The sequence below is a fragment of the Marinobacter sp. DUT-3 genome (assembly GCF_050379435.1).
GTDB lineage: Bacteria > Pseudomonadota > Gammaproteobacteria > Pseudomonadales > Oleiphilaceae > Marinobacter.
This window is the reverse complement of record NZ_JBNRMG010000013.1, coordinates 1-14,624: the sequence shown is the minus strand read 5'-3', so window position 1 is coordinate 14,624 and position 14,624 is coordinate 1. Positions and strand designations below refer to the sequence as shown.

Annotated in this window: 13 protein-coding genes; 10 read left to right on the top strand and 3 right to left on the bottom strand. The window is 57.9% G+C overall.

Going from position 1 to position 14,624, the window contains the following annotated elements:
• Positions 1-67: 67 nt before the first annotated feature.
• Positions 68-931: a thioredoxin gene (gene trxA / locus ACQUWM_RS16710; protein WP_428922894.1), complete on the bottom strand. Its 864-nt coding sequence runs from the start codon at positions 929-931 to the stop codon at positions 68-70.
• 197 nt (positions 932-1,128) lie between these two features.
• Here trxA and lon point away from each other — a divergent pair, with 197 nt between their 5' ends.
• Positions 1,129-3,579: an endopeptidase La gene (gene lon / locus ACQUWM_RS16705; RefSeq protein WP_428922893.1), complete on the top strand. Its 2,451-nt coding sequence runs from the start codon at positions 1,129-1,131 to the stop codon at positions 3,577-3,579.
• A gap of 145 nt (positions 3,580-3,724) precedes the next feature.
• On the opposite strand, the gene ACQUWM_RS16700 is transcribed toward lon, so the two are convergent.
• Complete coding sequence (locus tag ACQUWM_RS16700; protein ID WP_036190703.1) at positions 3,725-4,219, bottom strand: MarR family winged helix-turn-helix transcriptional regulator; 495 nt, start codon at positions 4,217-4,219, stop codon at positions 3,725-3,727.
• A 269-nt stretch (positions 4,220-4,488) separates the two neighbouring features.
• Here ACQUWM_RS16700 and ACQUWM_RS16695 point away from each other — a divergent pair, with 269 nt between their 5' ends.
• The 6 genes from ACQUWM_RS16695 (at position 4,489) to ACQUWM_RS16670 (ending at position 10,541) form a co-directional block, all read left to right on the top strand.
• Positions 4,489-5,445 (top strand): TPR end-of-group domain-containing protein, encoded by a 957-nt coding sequence (locus tag ACQUWM_RS16695; protein WP_428922892.1) that lies wholly within the window; start codon positions 4,489-4,491, stop codon positions 5,443-5,445.
• A gap of 153 nt (positions 5,446-5,598) precedes the next feature.
• On the top strand, positions 5,599-6,711 hold the full coding sequence (locus ACQUWM_RS16690) for a branched-chain amino acid ABC transporter substrate-binding protein (RefSeq protein WP_428922891.1): 1,113 nt from the start codon (positions 5,599-5,601) through the stop codon (positions 6,709-6,711).
• Between the two features lie 162 nt (positions 6,712-6,873).
• Positions 6,874-7,797: a high-affinity branched-chain amino acid ABC transporter permease LivH gene (livH, locus tag ACQUWM_RS16685; protein ID WP_428922890.1), complete on the top strand. Its 924-nt coding sequence runs from the start codon at positions 6,874-6,876 to the stop codon at positions 7,795-7,797.
• Positions 7,797-9,068, top strand: coding sequence for a high-affinity branched-chain amino acid ABC transporter permease LivM (locus tag ACQUWM_RS16680; protein ID WP_428922889.1), 1,272 nt, complete (start codon positions 7,797-7,799; stop codon positions 9,066-9,068). Before livH ends, ACQUWM_RS16680 begins: the two co-directional genes overlap by 1 nt.
• Before the next feature lie 6 nt (positions 9,069-9,074).
• Positions 9,075-9,830: a high-affinity branched-chain amino acid ABC transporter ATP-binding protein LivG gene (gene livG, locus ACQUWM_RS16675; RefSeq protein ID WP_428922888.1), complete on the top strand. Its 756-nt coding sequence runs from the start codon at positions 9,075-9,077 to the stop codon at positions 9,828-9,830.
• 9 nt (positions 9,831-9,839) lie between these two features.
• Positions 9,840-10,541: an ABC transporter ATP-binding protein gene (locus ACQUWM_RS16670; protein ID WP_407002872.1), complete on the top strand. Its 702-nt coding sequence runs from the start codon at positions 9,840-9,842 to the stop codon at positions 10,539-10,541.
• 69 nt (positions 10,542-10,610) lie between these two features.
• On the opposite strand, the gene ACQUWM_RS16665 is transcribed toward ACQUWM_RS16670, so the two are convergent.
• Positions 10,611-11,045 carry a hypothetical protein gene (locus ACQUWM_RS16665; RefSeq protein ID WP_407002648.1) on the bottom strand — a complete coding sequence of 145 codons (435 nt, stop codon included), beginning with the start codon at positions 11,043-11,045 and terminating at the stop codon, positions 10,611-10,613.
• A gap of 326 nt (positions 11,046-11,371) precedes the next feature.
• Here ACQUWM_RS16665 and ACQUWM_RS16660 point away from each other — a divergent pair, with 326 nt between their 5' ends.
• The 3 genes from ACQUWM_RS16660 to ACQUWM_RS16650 form a co-directional block, all read left to right on the top strand.
• Positions 11,372-11,836 carry a DUF3015 domain-containing protein gene (locus tag ACQUWM_RS16660; protein WP_406987569.1) on the top strand — a complete coding sequence of 155 codons (465 nt, stop codon included), beginning with the start codon at positions 11,372-11,374 and terminating at the stop codon, positions 11,834-11,836.
• Between the two features lie 88 nt (positions 11,837-11,924).
• Positions 11,925-13,790 carry a DUF4105 domain-containing protein gene (locus tag ACQUWM_RS16655; RefSeq protein WP_428922887.1) on the top strand — a complete coding sequence of 622 codons (1,866 nt, stop codon included), beginning with the start codon at positions 11,925-11,927 and terminating at the stop codon, positions 13,788-13,790.
• Positions 13,760-14,624, top strand: an 865-nt coding sequence (locus ACQUWM_RS16650) for an alpha/beta hydrolase (protein ID WP_428922886.1), incomplete at its 3' end; no start/stop codon positions are given. The genes ACQUWM_RS16655 and ACQUWM_RS16650, both read left to right, overlap by 31 nt.

The window sequence follows — 14,624 nt, the reverse complement described above, 5'->3', positions numbered from 1 at the left end:
AGGGAGCTTTTGAAAAAGAGCCACCGGACATCGGAACCCCAACCGCCCCCCCCGCTGCCCGCACAGATCAATGCATCAGCGTATACAGCTTACGCCGATAGGTCCGCACATCCGGGTTGTTGTTGCCCAGCTTGTCGAACAGCTCGATCAAGGTGGTTTTGGCGACCTCGTCCTTGTATTTGCTGTCCGACTGCATCAGGCGGATCAGCAATTCCATCGCCTCGGCGTTGTTTTCCTGCAGGATATGGTGCAGCGCCAATTGATGCAGGGCATGGGGATCTTTCGGATCCTGCTCCAGCGCCATTTCCAGATCCTTGACGGGCGGCAACTCCGCGGACTGCTTCAGAAACTTGATGCGGGCCGCCAGCTGCTTGGCCTGGAATTGCAACTTCTCTTCCGGCGGAAGGCTCTCAAGCACCTGCTCGGCGGTTTCCAGATCACCCATTTCCGCTTTCAGCTGCGCCAGGTCAATCAGGACCTTGAGGTCCTCCGGATCTTTCTGGTTCATTTCCGTCAGGATCGCCAATGCGCCCTCGACGTCGCCACCCTCCCAGAGGCGGTGAGCTTTTTCGTAGGGATCCTCCTCAGGGGCTTCCACGTGCTTGTCCAGCACCTTGCGAATCTCACTCTCCGGCAGCGCGCCATTGAAGCCGTCCACGGCCTGGCCGTCTTTTACAAGGATAATGGTCGGCAGGCTGCGTACGCCGAGCGACCCCGTCAGTTGCTGCTGCTCGTCTGCATTCACCTTGGCCAAAAGGAAAGCGCCCTGGTACTCCTCCGCCAGCTTTTCCAGCACCGGCATCAGTTGCTTGCAGGGTGCGCACCATTCCGCCCACACATCAACGAGGACAGGAGTGGTTGAGGAGGCTTCCATCACTTTCTGTTGGAAATTCTCCATGTTGGCTTCAAAGATGTAAGGCGAATCGCTCATCAGTAGCACCTGAACAGGTTGGGAAAGTTCGTTGAGTTTGCCATGGTTGTGGGGGCAAACCGTCGGATTTCAAGGTTTACGCACATCTTAACGGGACATCCTTGAAATACCCTTAACCGACGTTACATAACCTAATATGTGAGACATCGGGGCAATAGCCTCTCCTGCCAAACTTTCCGAATGGATGCTTGCACGGTATGAATGAAGACAACCGTAACGACTCTCTGGAAGAATTCGAGGAAGACGTCACCGAGTACATTGGTAAAGACGAGAACAGTAAGAACCTGGCTCTGCCCCAACAGATGATGCCCCGGCGCATGTACGTGCTGCCGGTGTCCAACCGTCCATTCTTCCCGGCCCAGGTCCAGCCGGTGGTGGTCAATCTGGATCCCTGGAACGAAACCCTCAAGCGTGTGGGGGAAACCGACCACAAGGTTCTCGGCATCTGTTTTGTCGACGGCCCGGACCCGGAACGCAACATCCCCGCCAGCGAAGAGCTGGAAACCATGGGCTGCGCCGTCAGGGTTCACCACGCCCAGCAGGAGAACGGCAAGGTCCAGTTTATTGCCCAGGGCCTGCAACGGTTCCGCATTGTCCAGTGGCTGCGTCGGAAACCGCCCTACCTGGTGGAGGTGGAATATCCCAATGAGCCGGAGGAGGAGGCCGACGAACTCAAGGCTTACACCCTCGCCATCATCAGCGCCATCAAGGATCTTCTGCGCACCAATCCGCTGTATGGAGAAGAGGTAAAGCAATACCTGTCCCGCTTCGGTCCGGACGACAGCTCCCCCCTGGCCGATTTCGGCGCCTCGATGACCAGCGCCAAGGGACAGGAACTCCAGGAAGTGCTGGACACCGTTCCCCTGCTCCGCCGCATGGAGAAAGTGTTGCTGCTCATGCGCAAGGAACAGGAGGTCGCACGGCTGCAAGCGGAAATCAGCGAAGAAGTAAACGACAAGGTGCAGAAGCACCAGCGCGAGTTCTTCCTGCGGGAACAGCTGAAAGTGATCCAGCGTGAACTGGGCATGGCCAAGGACGACAAGACCGCCGACGTGGAGCGCTTCCAGGCCCGCATGGAAAAACTGAGCCCGCCTGACCAGGTCAGCGAACGCTTCAACGACGAGATCGAAAAATTGCAGGTGCTGGAACAGGGTTCACCGGAGTATGGCGTCACCCGTAACTACCTGGACTGGCTGACCCAGGTACCCTGGGGACAGACCTCCGAGGACCACTTCGACCTCGCCGAAGCCCGACGGATACTGGATCGTGACCATGACGGGCTGGATGACGTCAAGAATCGCATTGTCGAATTCCTTGCCGAAGGCACTTTCAAAGGCGAAGTCAGCGGCTCGATCCTGCTGCTGGTCGGGCCTCCCGGCGTGGGCAAAACCTCCATCGGCCATTCGGTGGCGGATGCCCTTGGCCGCAAGTTCTATCGCTTCAGCGTCGGCGGCATGAGGGACGAAGCCGAGATCAAGGGCCACCGCCGCACTTACATTGGCGCCATGCCTGGCAAATTTGTACAGGCGCTCAAGGACTGCAAAGTATCCAACCCGGTGATCATGCTGGACGAGATCGACAAGATCGGCGCGTCCTTTCAGGGTGACCCCGCCTCTGCCCTATTGGAAACCCTGGATCCGGAACAGAACCGCGAGTTCCTGGACCACTACCTGGACGTTCGCATGGATCTGTCGAAAGTCCTCTTCATCTGCACCGCCAACCAACTGGACACCATTCCCCGCCCCCTGCTGGACCGGATGGACGTGATCCGGCTGTCCGGCTACATCGCCGAGGAAAAACTGGCCATCGCCAAGCACTTCCTGATACCCCGCCTGCTGAAACGGGTGGGATTGTTGAAAAAACAGCTGAATATCAGCGATGCGGCGGTGAAACAGGTCATTGAAGGCTACGCCCGTGAAGCCGGGGTGCGGAACCTGGAAAAGATGCTGCACAAGATTATCCGCAAGGGCATCGTGCGCTTACTGGACAATCCGGACACACCCGTAAAAGTTGGCGTTGCGGACCTGGCGACCTACCTCGGCCAGCCTTCCTTCCGCAAGGAAAAATCCCTCAGGGGCACCGGCGTGGTCACAGGCCTGGCCTGGACCGCCATGGGGGGCGCCACATTGAGCATCGAAGCGTCCCGCATTCACAGCTCCCAGCGCGGCTTTAAGCTGACCGGGCAACTCGGGGACGTTATGAAGGAATCGGCGGAAATCGCCTACAGCTACGTGTCGTCGAACCTCAAGCGCTTCAAGGGCGACCCCACGTTCTTCGACAAATCCTTCGTGCACCTGCACGTACCGGAAGGGGCAACACCGAAGGATGGCCCAAGCGCCGGCGTCACCATGGCCACCGCCCTGCTGTCCATCGCACGCAAGGAAGCGCCACAACAGAACATCGCCATGACCGGCGAGCTGACGCTGACGGGCCAGGTGCTACCGGTGGGTGGTATCCGCGAAAAAGTGATTGCCGCCCGCCGGCAAAAAATCAGCAACCTGATCCTGCCGGATGCGAACCGGGGGGATTACGAGGAACTACCGGACTACCTGAAGGAAGGCCTGACGGTGAACTTCGCCAAGCAGTACAGCGATGTTTATCAGGTGTGTTTCGGGGATAAGCCGAAGAAGGGGTCGTCGGTGCATTGAAGGCTGGCCACGGGAGGACAACTGAGAGTCCGATCGGTGTCAGGGTGGGGTGCCTTTTCTGCAGGGACAAAGGTGTCTGAGCGCAGCGAGTTCTTTTCCCGAAAGAAAAGGCACCCCACCCTGACACCAGACTCCAGCCAACGACTCAGGCCTTCTCCTTCCAGCCGTCGTCCTTCAGCACCGGCCCTACATCAAGCACCGGCGAAGCATCGATATCGTCGGCGTCCATCATGTTGGCCACCCGCTGCAGCGACGCAATGATCATGGTCTGCTCCCACTCGTGCAGACTCTGGAACTTCTTGATGAAATCCTCCTGCAGGGGCTGAGGCGCACGGGCCAGAATATCTGCGCCACCCTCGGTCAGGTGCGCATGCACCTTGCGCTTGTCCCGGGTACTGCGGACCCGATAGACCAGTTGACGATGCTCCAGGCGATCCAGGATGGTGGTCACCGTCGCCTGACTGAGGCTGACCTTGTCAGCAATCGTGCCAATGGTCACTTCGCCCAGATCGCGGATCGTCCGCATGATCAGCAGTTGCGGCCCGGTCAGGCCCGCGTGCTTGCTCAGGCGCTTGGAATGCAGGTCAGTTGCACGGATAACACGTCTCAATGCTACCAGTACCTGTTCATAGTTGTTCACGGCACTACTCCGATCCGGGCCCGCTGCCCCATTCTGGTTGAAATCGGAGGCATTGAGCTGTTTCGAGTAAAGCACTTTGTTACCCGCCATCGGCTGAAGCCTCACTGTTCCTGCACGTCATTTATTTATACCACTAACTATTAGAGGTCTTTACTCCTGCAATTGCAAGTCGGCGTTTTTACCCATCCTGTCGGTCTTCCTGCATTTTTTCCGCCAGCCACTATGCTAAGGTCACTGTTTTCAGCAATCCCGTACACGGACAAGGTTCAATGACCACGCATTTTATCCGACAGACACTTCTGGCAAATTCCCGGCTACTGCCTTTACTCACAGGCTTCCTGCTCGCTGCGCTTATTGCCACCAGCGCCCAGGCACAGCAACCCACGGAGCCGCCCGATGACCTCAGCGCAGAAGATGTTGAACAGCGCATTGAGACTCTTGAAAAACCCATGTACACCCCGTTCGTGGAGCTCTACCTGCTGGAAGAGAGCAAAGCCCTGCGCAAGGAGATGCAGAACACCCGGGCGGAACTCATTGAAAAGGTGGTGGACAAGGAACTGTCCGTTGCCGACAAGACCATGTCCTACGCCACCGACACGGTCACTTACTTCTTCTATCTGATCGCCGGCGCTACCTCGATTCTGGTGGTCATTGGCTGGAACTCCATCCGGGACATGCGTAATCAGCTCACCAGCCTGGCCGAAAAACGGGTCAACGAACTGGTGGTTGAATACGAAAAACGGCTGAAGTCCATCGAAGAGCAGCTGCAGCAGAAATCCGACATTATCCACCAGAACCAGGCAGAAATTGAGCGCACCAACGAAGTGCACTCCCTGTGGCTGAAAGCCAGCCAGGAAACGTCCCAGCAGAACAAAATTTCCGCCTACGACCATATCCTCGATTTACGCCCGGACGATGTGGAAGCTCTGAGCTATAAGGCCGATGCAGTGCTGGAAATGCAGGAACCGCTGTGGGCCATCAGCCTGTGTCAGCGCGCCCTGAAGCTGGCGCCGGACAACGGCCACGCGCACTATCAGCTGGCATGCGCCTACGCCGAAATCGGCCGCTGGGAAGACGCTGTCGCCACCCTGCAGAAGGCCATCGACATTTCCGAGGCCTATCGCGACGATGCCTCCGTGGATCCCAGTTTCGAGCAACTACGGGACCACGACAGCTTCAAGACCCTCATTTTCCCGGACACAGAAGAGAACCACCTCGACGATTAATCCGACACCGGCACAGTCTTTGCTCCTGTATATTCAAGGCTTGATGTTCCTGAGCAAAGACTGGCCCAACCCGCTTGACAAGCAGCGAGGTGTGGTGTTTGTTTAACTATCTGAGAACATAAGAATAACCCTGAACAAAACAGGACGGACCCAATGAGAACTTCAGTAAAGAAACTCGTAACCGCTGTTAGCACCTCCATTGCCCTGATGGGCGCTGGCCACGCCGCCGCTGAAATCAAGGTTGGTATTGCCGGACCGATGACCGGCCCCGTTGCCCAGTACGGCGATATGCAGTTTTCCGGCGCCCGCATGGCGATTGAGCGTATCAATGCCGCAGGCGGCGTCAACGGCGAAATGCTGGAAGCCGTGGAAGTGGACGATGTCTGCGATCCCAAGCAGGCGGTCACCGTGGCGAACCGCCTGGTGAACGAGGGCGTTCGCTTTGTGGTCGGCCACCTGTGTTCCAGCTCCACCCAGCCGGCGTCTGACATCTACGAGGACGAAGGTATCCTGATGGTGACCCCGGCCTCCACAAGCCCGGACATCACCGAACGCGGATACGAACTGGTATTCCGCACCATCGGCCTCGACAGCATGCAGGGCCCGGTTGCCGGGGAATACCTCGCCAGTCTCAACCCCGAACGTGTCGCGATTGTCCACGACAAACAGCAGTACGGTGAAGGCATTGCCACGGCAGTTCGTGACACCCTGAAGAACGCCGGCGTCGAAATCGCCATGTTTGAGGGCATTACCGCCGGTGACAAGGACTTCTCGTCTCTGATCACCAAACTCAAGCAAGCCGATGTCGACTACGTCTATTACGGTGGCTATCACCCGGAACTGGGGCTGATCCTGCGCCAGGCAGAGCAGGCAAAGCTGGATACCGTCTTCATGGGCCCTGAAGGCGTGGGCAACAAAGACATTAACACCATCGCCGGCGATGCCTCTGAAGGCCTCCTGGTCACGCTTCCTCCCAGTTTCGACCAACAGGAAGAAAACCAGGATCTGGTCAAGGCCTTCGAGGACAAAGGCGAGGATCCCTCCGGTCCGTTCGTGTTGACCTCCTATACCGCGGTGCAACTGATTGCCGAGGGCATTGAAGAAGCCGGCTCAAAAGACCCCTTCGATGTCGCCGAAGCCCTCCGCAGTGGCTCCTACGAGACCCCAATAGGCACTGTTGAGTACGACGAAAAAGGCGACATGAAGTCATTTGAGTTCATTGTGTACGAATGGCATTCAGATGGCAGCAAAACTCCGGTAAACTGAGCCGAAATCGTTAAAAAACGGTAATAATGAGAGCACCTTCTCACCGCGATCCGGGAGAAGGTGTTTTTCTAGGCTCCTGTTGATCCTTCCCGCACCCGCGCCGGCACCCCGGAGCGTCAGGTGTGGCCAGTGGAGGGGGCAGGCTTTCGGAGTCCCATAACAATGCAAGATCTCCTTTATTTCCTGCAGCAGCTCATTAACGGGCTGACGATCGGGAGCACCTATGCCCTGATCGCCATCGGCTACACGATGGTTTACGGCATCATCGGCATGATCAACTTTGCCCATGGTGAGATCTACATGATCGGCGCCTACACCGCACTGATCGCCATCACCGGGCTTGCCGCCCTGGGTGTTGCCTGGCTTCCACTGATACTTATTGTTGCGCTGGTCTGCGCGATGATTGTCTCCAGTTCCATGGGCTGGGCTGTGGAGAGAGTCGCCTACCGGCCGGTTCGTGGGCGCCACCGGCTGATTCCACTGATCTCCGCCATCGGCATGTCCATTTTCCTGCAGAACTACGTCCATCTGGCCCAGGGCTCCCGCAATATTGGCTTTCCAGCTCTGATTGAAGGCGGCTTCCGCTTCGGCAGCGCGGACTCCTTTCAGACATCGATCTCCTACATGCAGATTACGATCTTCATCACCACGCTGATCTGCATGACCCTGCTGTCCCTGTTTATATCCCGCTCTCGTACAGGCCGCGCCTGCCGCGCCGTCTCCCAGGACCTGGGGATGGCCAGCCTGCTGGGCATCGATACCAACCGCATCATCTCCGCCACCTTTGTCATCGGCGCTGCGCTGGCAGCGGTCGCCGGTCTGCTGCTGGGCATGTATTACGGTTCCATCGACCCACTGTTCGGGTTTATTGCCGGGCTGAAGGCGTTTACAGCGGCAGTACTGGGCGGCATCGGCAGCATCCCTGGCGCCATGCTGGGCGGCCTGATCCTCGGCGTGGCCGAGAGCATGACCTCCGGATATCTCAGTGGCGAATACAAGGACGTGGTGTCTTTCGGACTGCTGATACTCATTCTTCTCTTCAAGCCTACCGGGCTCCTTGGTAAACCGGAGGTGGAAAAGATCTGATGGCTGCACATAATCTGAAACACGCGCTGTTCTGCGCCATTGTCACGTTGATCATTGCATATCCAATCCTTGGCTTTAACCTGGTCGCCTCGGGAACCAATATCATTCTGGAGGGCGCCACTACCCGGACGATGATCTCGGTTCTGCTGGCTGCGGTGGTGGTCTTTCTTTTCCAACTGTTCCGCGACAACATCATGGGATTGCTCGGCAAAGCCCCGGCACTCAACCCCCTGACCAATCGCCAGCCCATGGAACAGAGCAAACGCCTGAAGCTGGAATCCACCTTCCTGACGCTGATCATCATCGGGGCATTGATCTGGCCGTTCTTCATGTCGAGGGGCGCTGTCGATCTGGCCACTCTGGTGCTGATCTACGTCATGCTGGCGCTGGGCCTCAACGTGGTGGTCGGACTCGCCGGGCTGCTGGATCTGGGCTACGTGGCCTTCTATGCGGTCGGTGCCTACACCTTTGCCATGCTGTCCCAGTATTACGGGGTCTCCTTCTGGTTTGCACTCCCCATTGGCGCACTGCTGGCCGCCCTGTTTGGACTGGTACTGGGGTTCCCGGTACTCCGGCTCAGGGGGGACTATCTGGCGATTGTGACGCTCGGGTTTGGCGAAATCATCCGTATCCTGCTGAACAACATGACCAGCCTCACCGGGGGGCCCAACGGCATCGGCGGCATCCCCGACCCCACACTGTTCGGCATGGAGTTCGGTCGCCGGGTGAAGGAGGAAGGCAACACCTCGTTCCACGAAACCTTCGGCATTGCCTACAGCAGTGAGCACAAGATCATCTTCCTGTACCTGATTGCCCTGGTGCTGGCCGTGATTACCGCCCTGGTCATCCGCCGCCTCATGCGCATGCCCGTCGGTCGCGCCTGGGAAGCCCTGCGGGAGGACGAAATCGCTGCCCGCTCGCTGGGACTGAGCCGTACCGCCGTGAAGCTGTCCGCGTTCACTATCGGTGCGTTCTTTGCCGGGTTCGCCGGGACCGTGTTTGCCTCCAAGCAGGGCTTTATCAGCCCGGAATCGTTCGTCTTCCTGGAGTCCGCCATCATCCTGGCCATCGTGGTACTCGGCGGGATGGGCTCGCAGATCGGCGTTATTCTCGCCGCCATTGCGGTCACCATCCTGCCGGAACTGGCCCGGGAGTTCTCCGAATACCGGATGCTGATCTTCGGCGCCGCCATGGTACTGATGATGGTCTGGCGCCCGCAGGGTCTGATGCCCATGCGCCGCATCCATATCGAGCTGCAAAAACAGGAGTAACGGACGATGCTTGAAGTACAGAATCTGTCCATGCGCTTTGGCGGACTCCTGGCGGTCGATCAGGTTTCCCTGGACGTTCAGGAACACGAAATCGTATCCATTATCGGCCCCAATGGGGCCGGGAAAACCACCGTGTTCAATTGCATGAGTGGCTTTTACAAACCCAGCGGCGGCAAAATCCTGTTCGAAGGCAGTGAGATTCAGGGCAAACCGGATTTCCGGATTTCCCGCCTGGGAATGGTCCGCACCTTCCAGCACGTGCGCCTGTTCAACCGGATGACAGTAGTAGAGAACCTGCTGGTCGCCCAGCACCGACACCTGAATACCAACCTGATATCCGGGCTGCTGAAAACACCCAGCTACCGTGAGCGGGAACAGAAATCCCTGGATCGTGCCAGTTATTGGCTGGATCGGGTTGGCCTGCTGGACATGGCCAACCGGGATGCCGGCAACCTCGCCTACGGGCAACAAAGACGCCTGGAAATTGCACGCTGTATGGTCACCGAACCCAAACTGCTTATGCTGGACGAACCAGCGGCCGGCCTTAACCCGGCGGAAACCCGGGAACTGAACCAGCTGATCGTCAGCCTGAAGGAAGACTACAACGTGTCCGTCGTGCTTATCGAGCACGACATGAGCCTGGTGATGGATATTTCCGACCGGATCAACGTCATCAACCAGGGCCGCCCCCTGGCCAGTGGCACGCCGGACGAAATCCGCAACAACGACGACGTCATCAAAGCTTACCTGGGTGAGGCCTGAACCATGTCAATGCTAGTACTAGAGGATGTCCATACCCACTACGGCAAGATCGAAGCCCTGCACGGGGTGTCCGTCGAAGTTAAGAAAGGTGAGATCGTTTCGCTGATCGGCGCCAATGGCGCTGGCAAGACAACCCTGTTGATGACGGTATGCGGCAACCCCCAGGCCACTTCTGGCCGGATCATTCTGGAAGGACGGGATATTACCCGCGAACCCACCGCCACCATCATGCGCTCCGGCATTTCAATCGTACCGGAGGGGCGGCGTGTTTTCTCCGGCCTGACCGTAGAGGAAAACCTTCATATGGGGGGATTCTTCAACACCAAGGCCGAAATCCGCAAAAGCCAGGATCACGTCTATGAACTGTTTCCCCGCCTGAAAGAGCGCGAGCACCAGCGTGCCGGCACCATGTCTGGAGGGGAACAACAAATGCTGGCAATCGGTCGTGCGCTGATGAGCAAGCCCAATATGATCATTCTTGACGAGCCTTCCCTGGGGTTGGCACCACTGGTAATCAAGCAGATCTTCGAGATCATTGGTCACTTGAGGGAAGAAGGGATCACCGTGTTTCTGGTGGAGCAAAACGCTCACCAGGCACTGAATCTGGCTGATCGGGGGTACGTCCTGGAAACCGGCAAGATCCGGCTGCACGACACAGGGAAGAATTTGCTGGCCAATCCGGATGTTCAGAATGCTTATCTTGGTGGCTAGCTTAAACCAGAAAAGCCGGAGCGTGACAACACACTCCGGCTTTTCTGTATTGGGCAATCAATGCAGTGCTTACTTCACACTCTTGATGGTGCCCTTGTAACCTTCAACAGTTACATCAATGGTGCCGTACACTACGTAGTCGTTCTTCTTGACGGTGTAGCGAGGAGCCACAATCACGTCAGCACCGGATGCAGAGATGGCGTTGTAGGCAGCTGCTGATTTAACAGCGGATACCGGGTCCAGACCACCCAGACCAAAGGCGCTGCCGCCACCGTTACCGTATTCCATGCCGTCCGCAAATTCGTTGTCATCACTCATGGTGAAGAACAGAACCTTGGTGGCGGAAGACTGGCCGGTAATTTTCTCGCCAACTTCGATATCGGCCTTGATATCAGTAGCTACGGAACCGTTGAGCGGAACCGGGCTGGAGCTGACGTTCAGGGAGGAGCAGCCGGTCATTGCGCCGGCCAGCAGCAGGCTGGATGCGATAAGTGCTTTTTTCACAGAATTATCTCCATGTGTTGTGTGTGAGCCTTCATGGCCGCGCGCACTATACCCAAAGAACGTCTATATAACAATATTGATCATTTTTTATTTTTATTAGCTCTTTTTAGAATATGAACACATGGTCATATTTTTTTCTCTTTCCGGGACAAATCAATAACTCACACCCCTGCAAACTTGTCTTTCACGGATTTGGACTATACTCAACTGAACGGTCAACCTGTCTCCACGGGAAATCAGTCAGGGCCGTTACCGTACCGGCATCAAAAAGGCGTACACGCCGGCGCGGCAAGCGACGAAAGCTCGACCACAACAAGGAGTGGATAATGAAAAAACTGATCGCAGGTGCAATTCTTCTGGGTGCTTCATCCATGGCTTTTGCTCAGCCTGGTTGCGGCGTAGGTGCCATGATCTGGAAGGGCCAGTCCGGCATTGCCCCTCACGTTCTGGCTGCCACCACTAACGGCACATTCGGTAACCAGACCTTTGGTATGACCACCGGTACGCTGGGCTGCCAAACCAACCAGTCCGTTCAATCCATGGCCATGTACATGGACAGCAACATCGACAAGGTTGCCCGTGACATGTCTCGCGGTTCCGGCGAGAACCTGGATACCCTGGCAGTCCTGCTGGGCGTAGACGAAGCGGACCGTGATTCGTTCCGCCAGATCCTCCAGGACAACTTCGCAACCATCTTCCCGAACTCCGAAACCACCTCCGGCGAAGCGGTAGACGCTATCGTAGCGCTGCTGGAAAAAGATGAGGCTCTCAGCAAGTACGTGGCTGCCTGATCTTTCAACATCAAGGGACCCACTGCGCCAGGGACGGCGCACTTCCCTGACTCACCCATCCGCCCAATCCGGATTCGACCGACTATCCATGCGCACTATGCTTCAGTACGGGCTGGCCTTGATCTGGCTGGCAGCAGGCACCCACACATCCGCCACCCCATTACCCGATACAGGACAGCTTCACGCACACCCCGACTGGCTAACCCTGATCCACTATCAACCTAACCGTTATACCGACGGGCATACCAGCCAGGCCGACGATGATGCCTTTTTTCTCAGCGAGAACGGCAAGCACTCCCCCGAAGCAGAACTACAGGCCACCCTGGAGGCCATCACTGCCCCCGGCGAAGGCGATGCTCATGCCCGTTGCCGCTTCCCCGCCAGGGATCGCTGGCTGAGAGAACAGCTGGAGCTGCCCCGAAACGAGATCGACTGCCCCGGATACGATGAGTGGAAAGACACCCTGAACACCGAAACCGTCACCCTGGTGTTTGCCGCTTCCTACCTCAACAGCCCGTCCTCGATGTTTGGTCACACTTTTATCCGGCTGGATCCGCCCCAGGACGACGAGGAAACCGATCTGCTATTGGCGGATACCATCTCCTACGCGGCAGACGCCGAGGCCCACGACAGCGAAATCCTGTTCGCCTACAAAGGCATCTTTGGCGGCTACCCCGGCATTACCTCCATCAAACCTTATTACGAGATGGTCCGCCTGTATTCCGACATCGAACACCGGGACCTGTGGGAATACCAGCTCAACCTGACCCAGGACGAGGTAGACGTCATGCTCGCCCACGCCTGGGAACTGCGGGAAATCAACTTCGATTACTACTTCTTCGACGAAAACTGCGCCTATCGGCTGCTGGCACTGATCGACGTGGCGCGACCGGGCACAGACCTGCTCGACGAAGTCAGCACTCATGCCATCCCCTCCGATACCGTGCGCTGGGTGGTGGACAAGGAACTGGTGGAAGAAGTGAAATACCGCCCCTCGGCGGCAACCAGCGTGACCCATTCACTGGACACCCTGCCCGATGACCACCAGACGCTGGCCGCAGCGATTGCCAACGGCTACGTCCCCGTGGATTCCGAAGAAGTCGCGCGGCTGCCCGACGAAGAAAAGGCGCACCTGCTGGATGCCACTTACGATTACGTGCGCTACCAGAGCGAAGCCGAAGCCTGGCCGCGAGAACACGCGGCGCCACTGTCCCATGACCTGCTGAGGACTCGCAGCCAGATACGTGATGTACCGGCTCCGGACAAACCGCCCGAGCCAGAAGTAAGGGACGACCAGGGCCACGACACCTTCCGCTTCAGCCTCGCCGGTGGCCGGATGGGAGACCGCAACTTCAGCCAGTTGACCCTGCGCCCGGCCTACCACGATGTCCTCGACCCGCCCGCTGGATACCGGGGCGGTGCCCAATTGCAGTTCCTGCGGTTTGACGCCCGCTATTACACGGACAACGACGAACTACAGGTGGAGCAGCTTATTGGCGTAGAGATCCGCTCGCTGTCTCCCCGCAACCAGTTCTTCTCACCACTGTCCTGGCAGGTCGGCTTCGGCGGACGCCGCTCCGACACCGAAACCCAACGAGTCTTCACCCCCTACCTGGAAGGCGGCGCCGGTGGCAGCTGGAACCTCGGCGCACACGTACAGGCCTTTGCCCTGGCCACCGCCGACCTGGAAATCGACGACGACCTCGGCAAAGGCTATGACGCCGCACCGGGGGCTGATCTCGGGTTGCTGCACCAGAACAGCCGCTTCAGCCTGATGGCCGGGGTAAAAACCAAAGCCTGGATCGTCGGCAACCAACACCGCCAGGATCAACTCTACACCAGAGCCGGCTGGCACTTCGGACGGGACTTCAGCCTGTTCGGCGAATACAGCCGGGAAGACCACTACGACAGGTACCGCACCACATGGCAACTGGGACTGCACGCCTACTTCTGAAGGCGCTCACCGGCGCCGCTCTGACCGCGACACTGCTGCTGCAATCTGGTTGCAGCAGCGTGTTCTTTTATCCAGACAAGGTCACCTACATCACCCCTGACCGCCTAAATCTGGAGTACGACGACGTGTTCCTGGACACCGCCGACGGAGAAACACTTCATGGCTGGTGGCTGCCCGCAGACGCCCCTGAGAGCACTGCTAAAGGCACAATTTACTTCCTGCACGGCAATGCCCAGAACATCAGCAGCCACCTGATGAACGTCGCCTGGCTGCCCGAGAAAGGCTACAACGTCTTCCTCATCGACTACCGGGGTTATGGCCGCTCCACCGGTGCACCCGACATAGAAGGCACCCTGCACGACAGCGAAACCGGCCTGCGCTGGCTGGTGGAACAACAGCAAACCGAGGGCGGGCCGCTTTTCCTCCTCGGCCAGAGCCTCGGGGGCGCCCTCGGCATCGCCCTGGCCAGCGAATGGGTACAACGGCAGGAGCAACCGCCCCTCGACGGCGTCATACTCGACGGCACCTTTTCCGGCTTCCGCGGCATTGCCCGGGAAAAACTCGGCAGCTTCTGGCTGACCTGGCCGTTCCAGATACCACTGAGCTGGACTATTACCGACGAGTACGAGGGAGTGGACCATATCGACCGCATCAGTCCGGTGCCGTTGATAGTGATTCACAGCCAACGAGACGGGATTATCCCATTTCATCATGGAGAGGCGTTGTATGAGGCGGCGAATGAGCCCAAACAGTTTCTTCCCACCGATACGCCCCATGCGGCGACGTTTGTGATTCCGGCTTATAAGGAAGTTGTTTTGGGGTTCATGGCTCGGG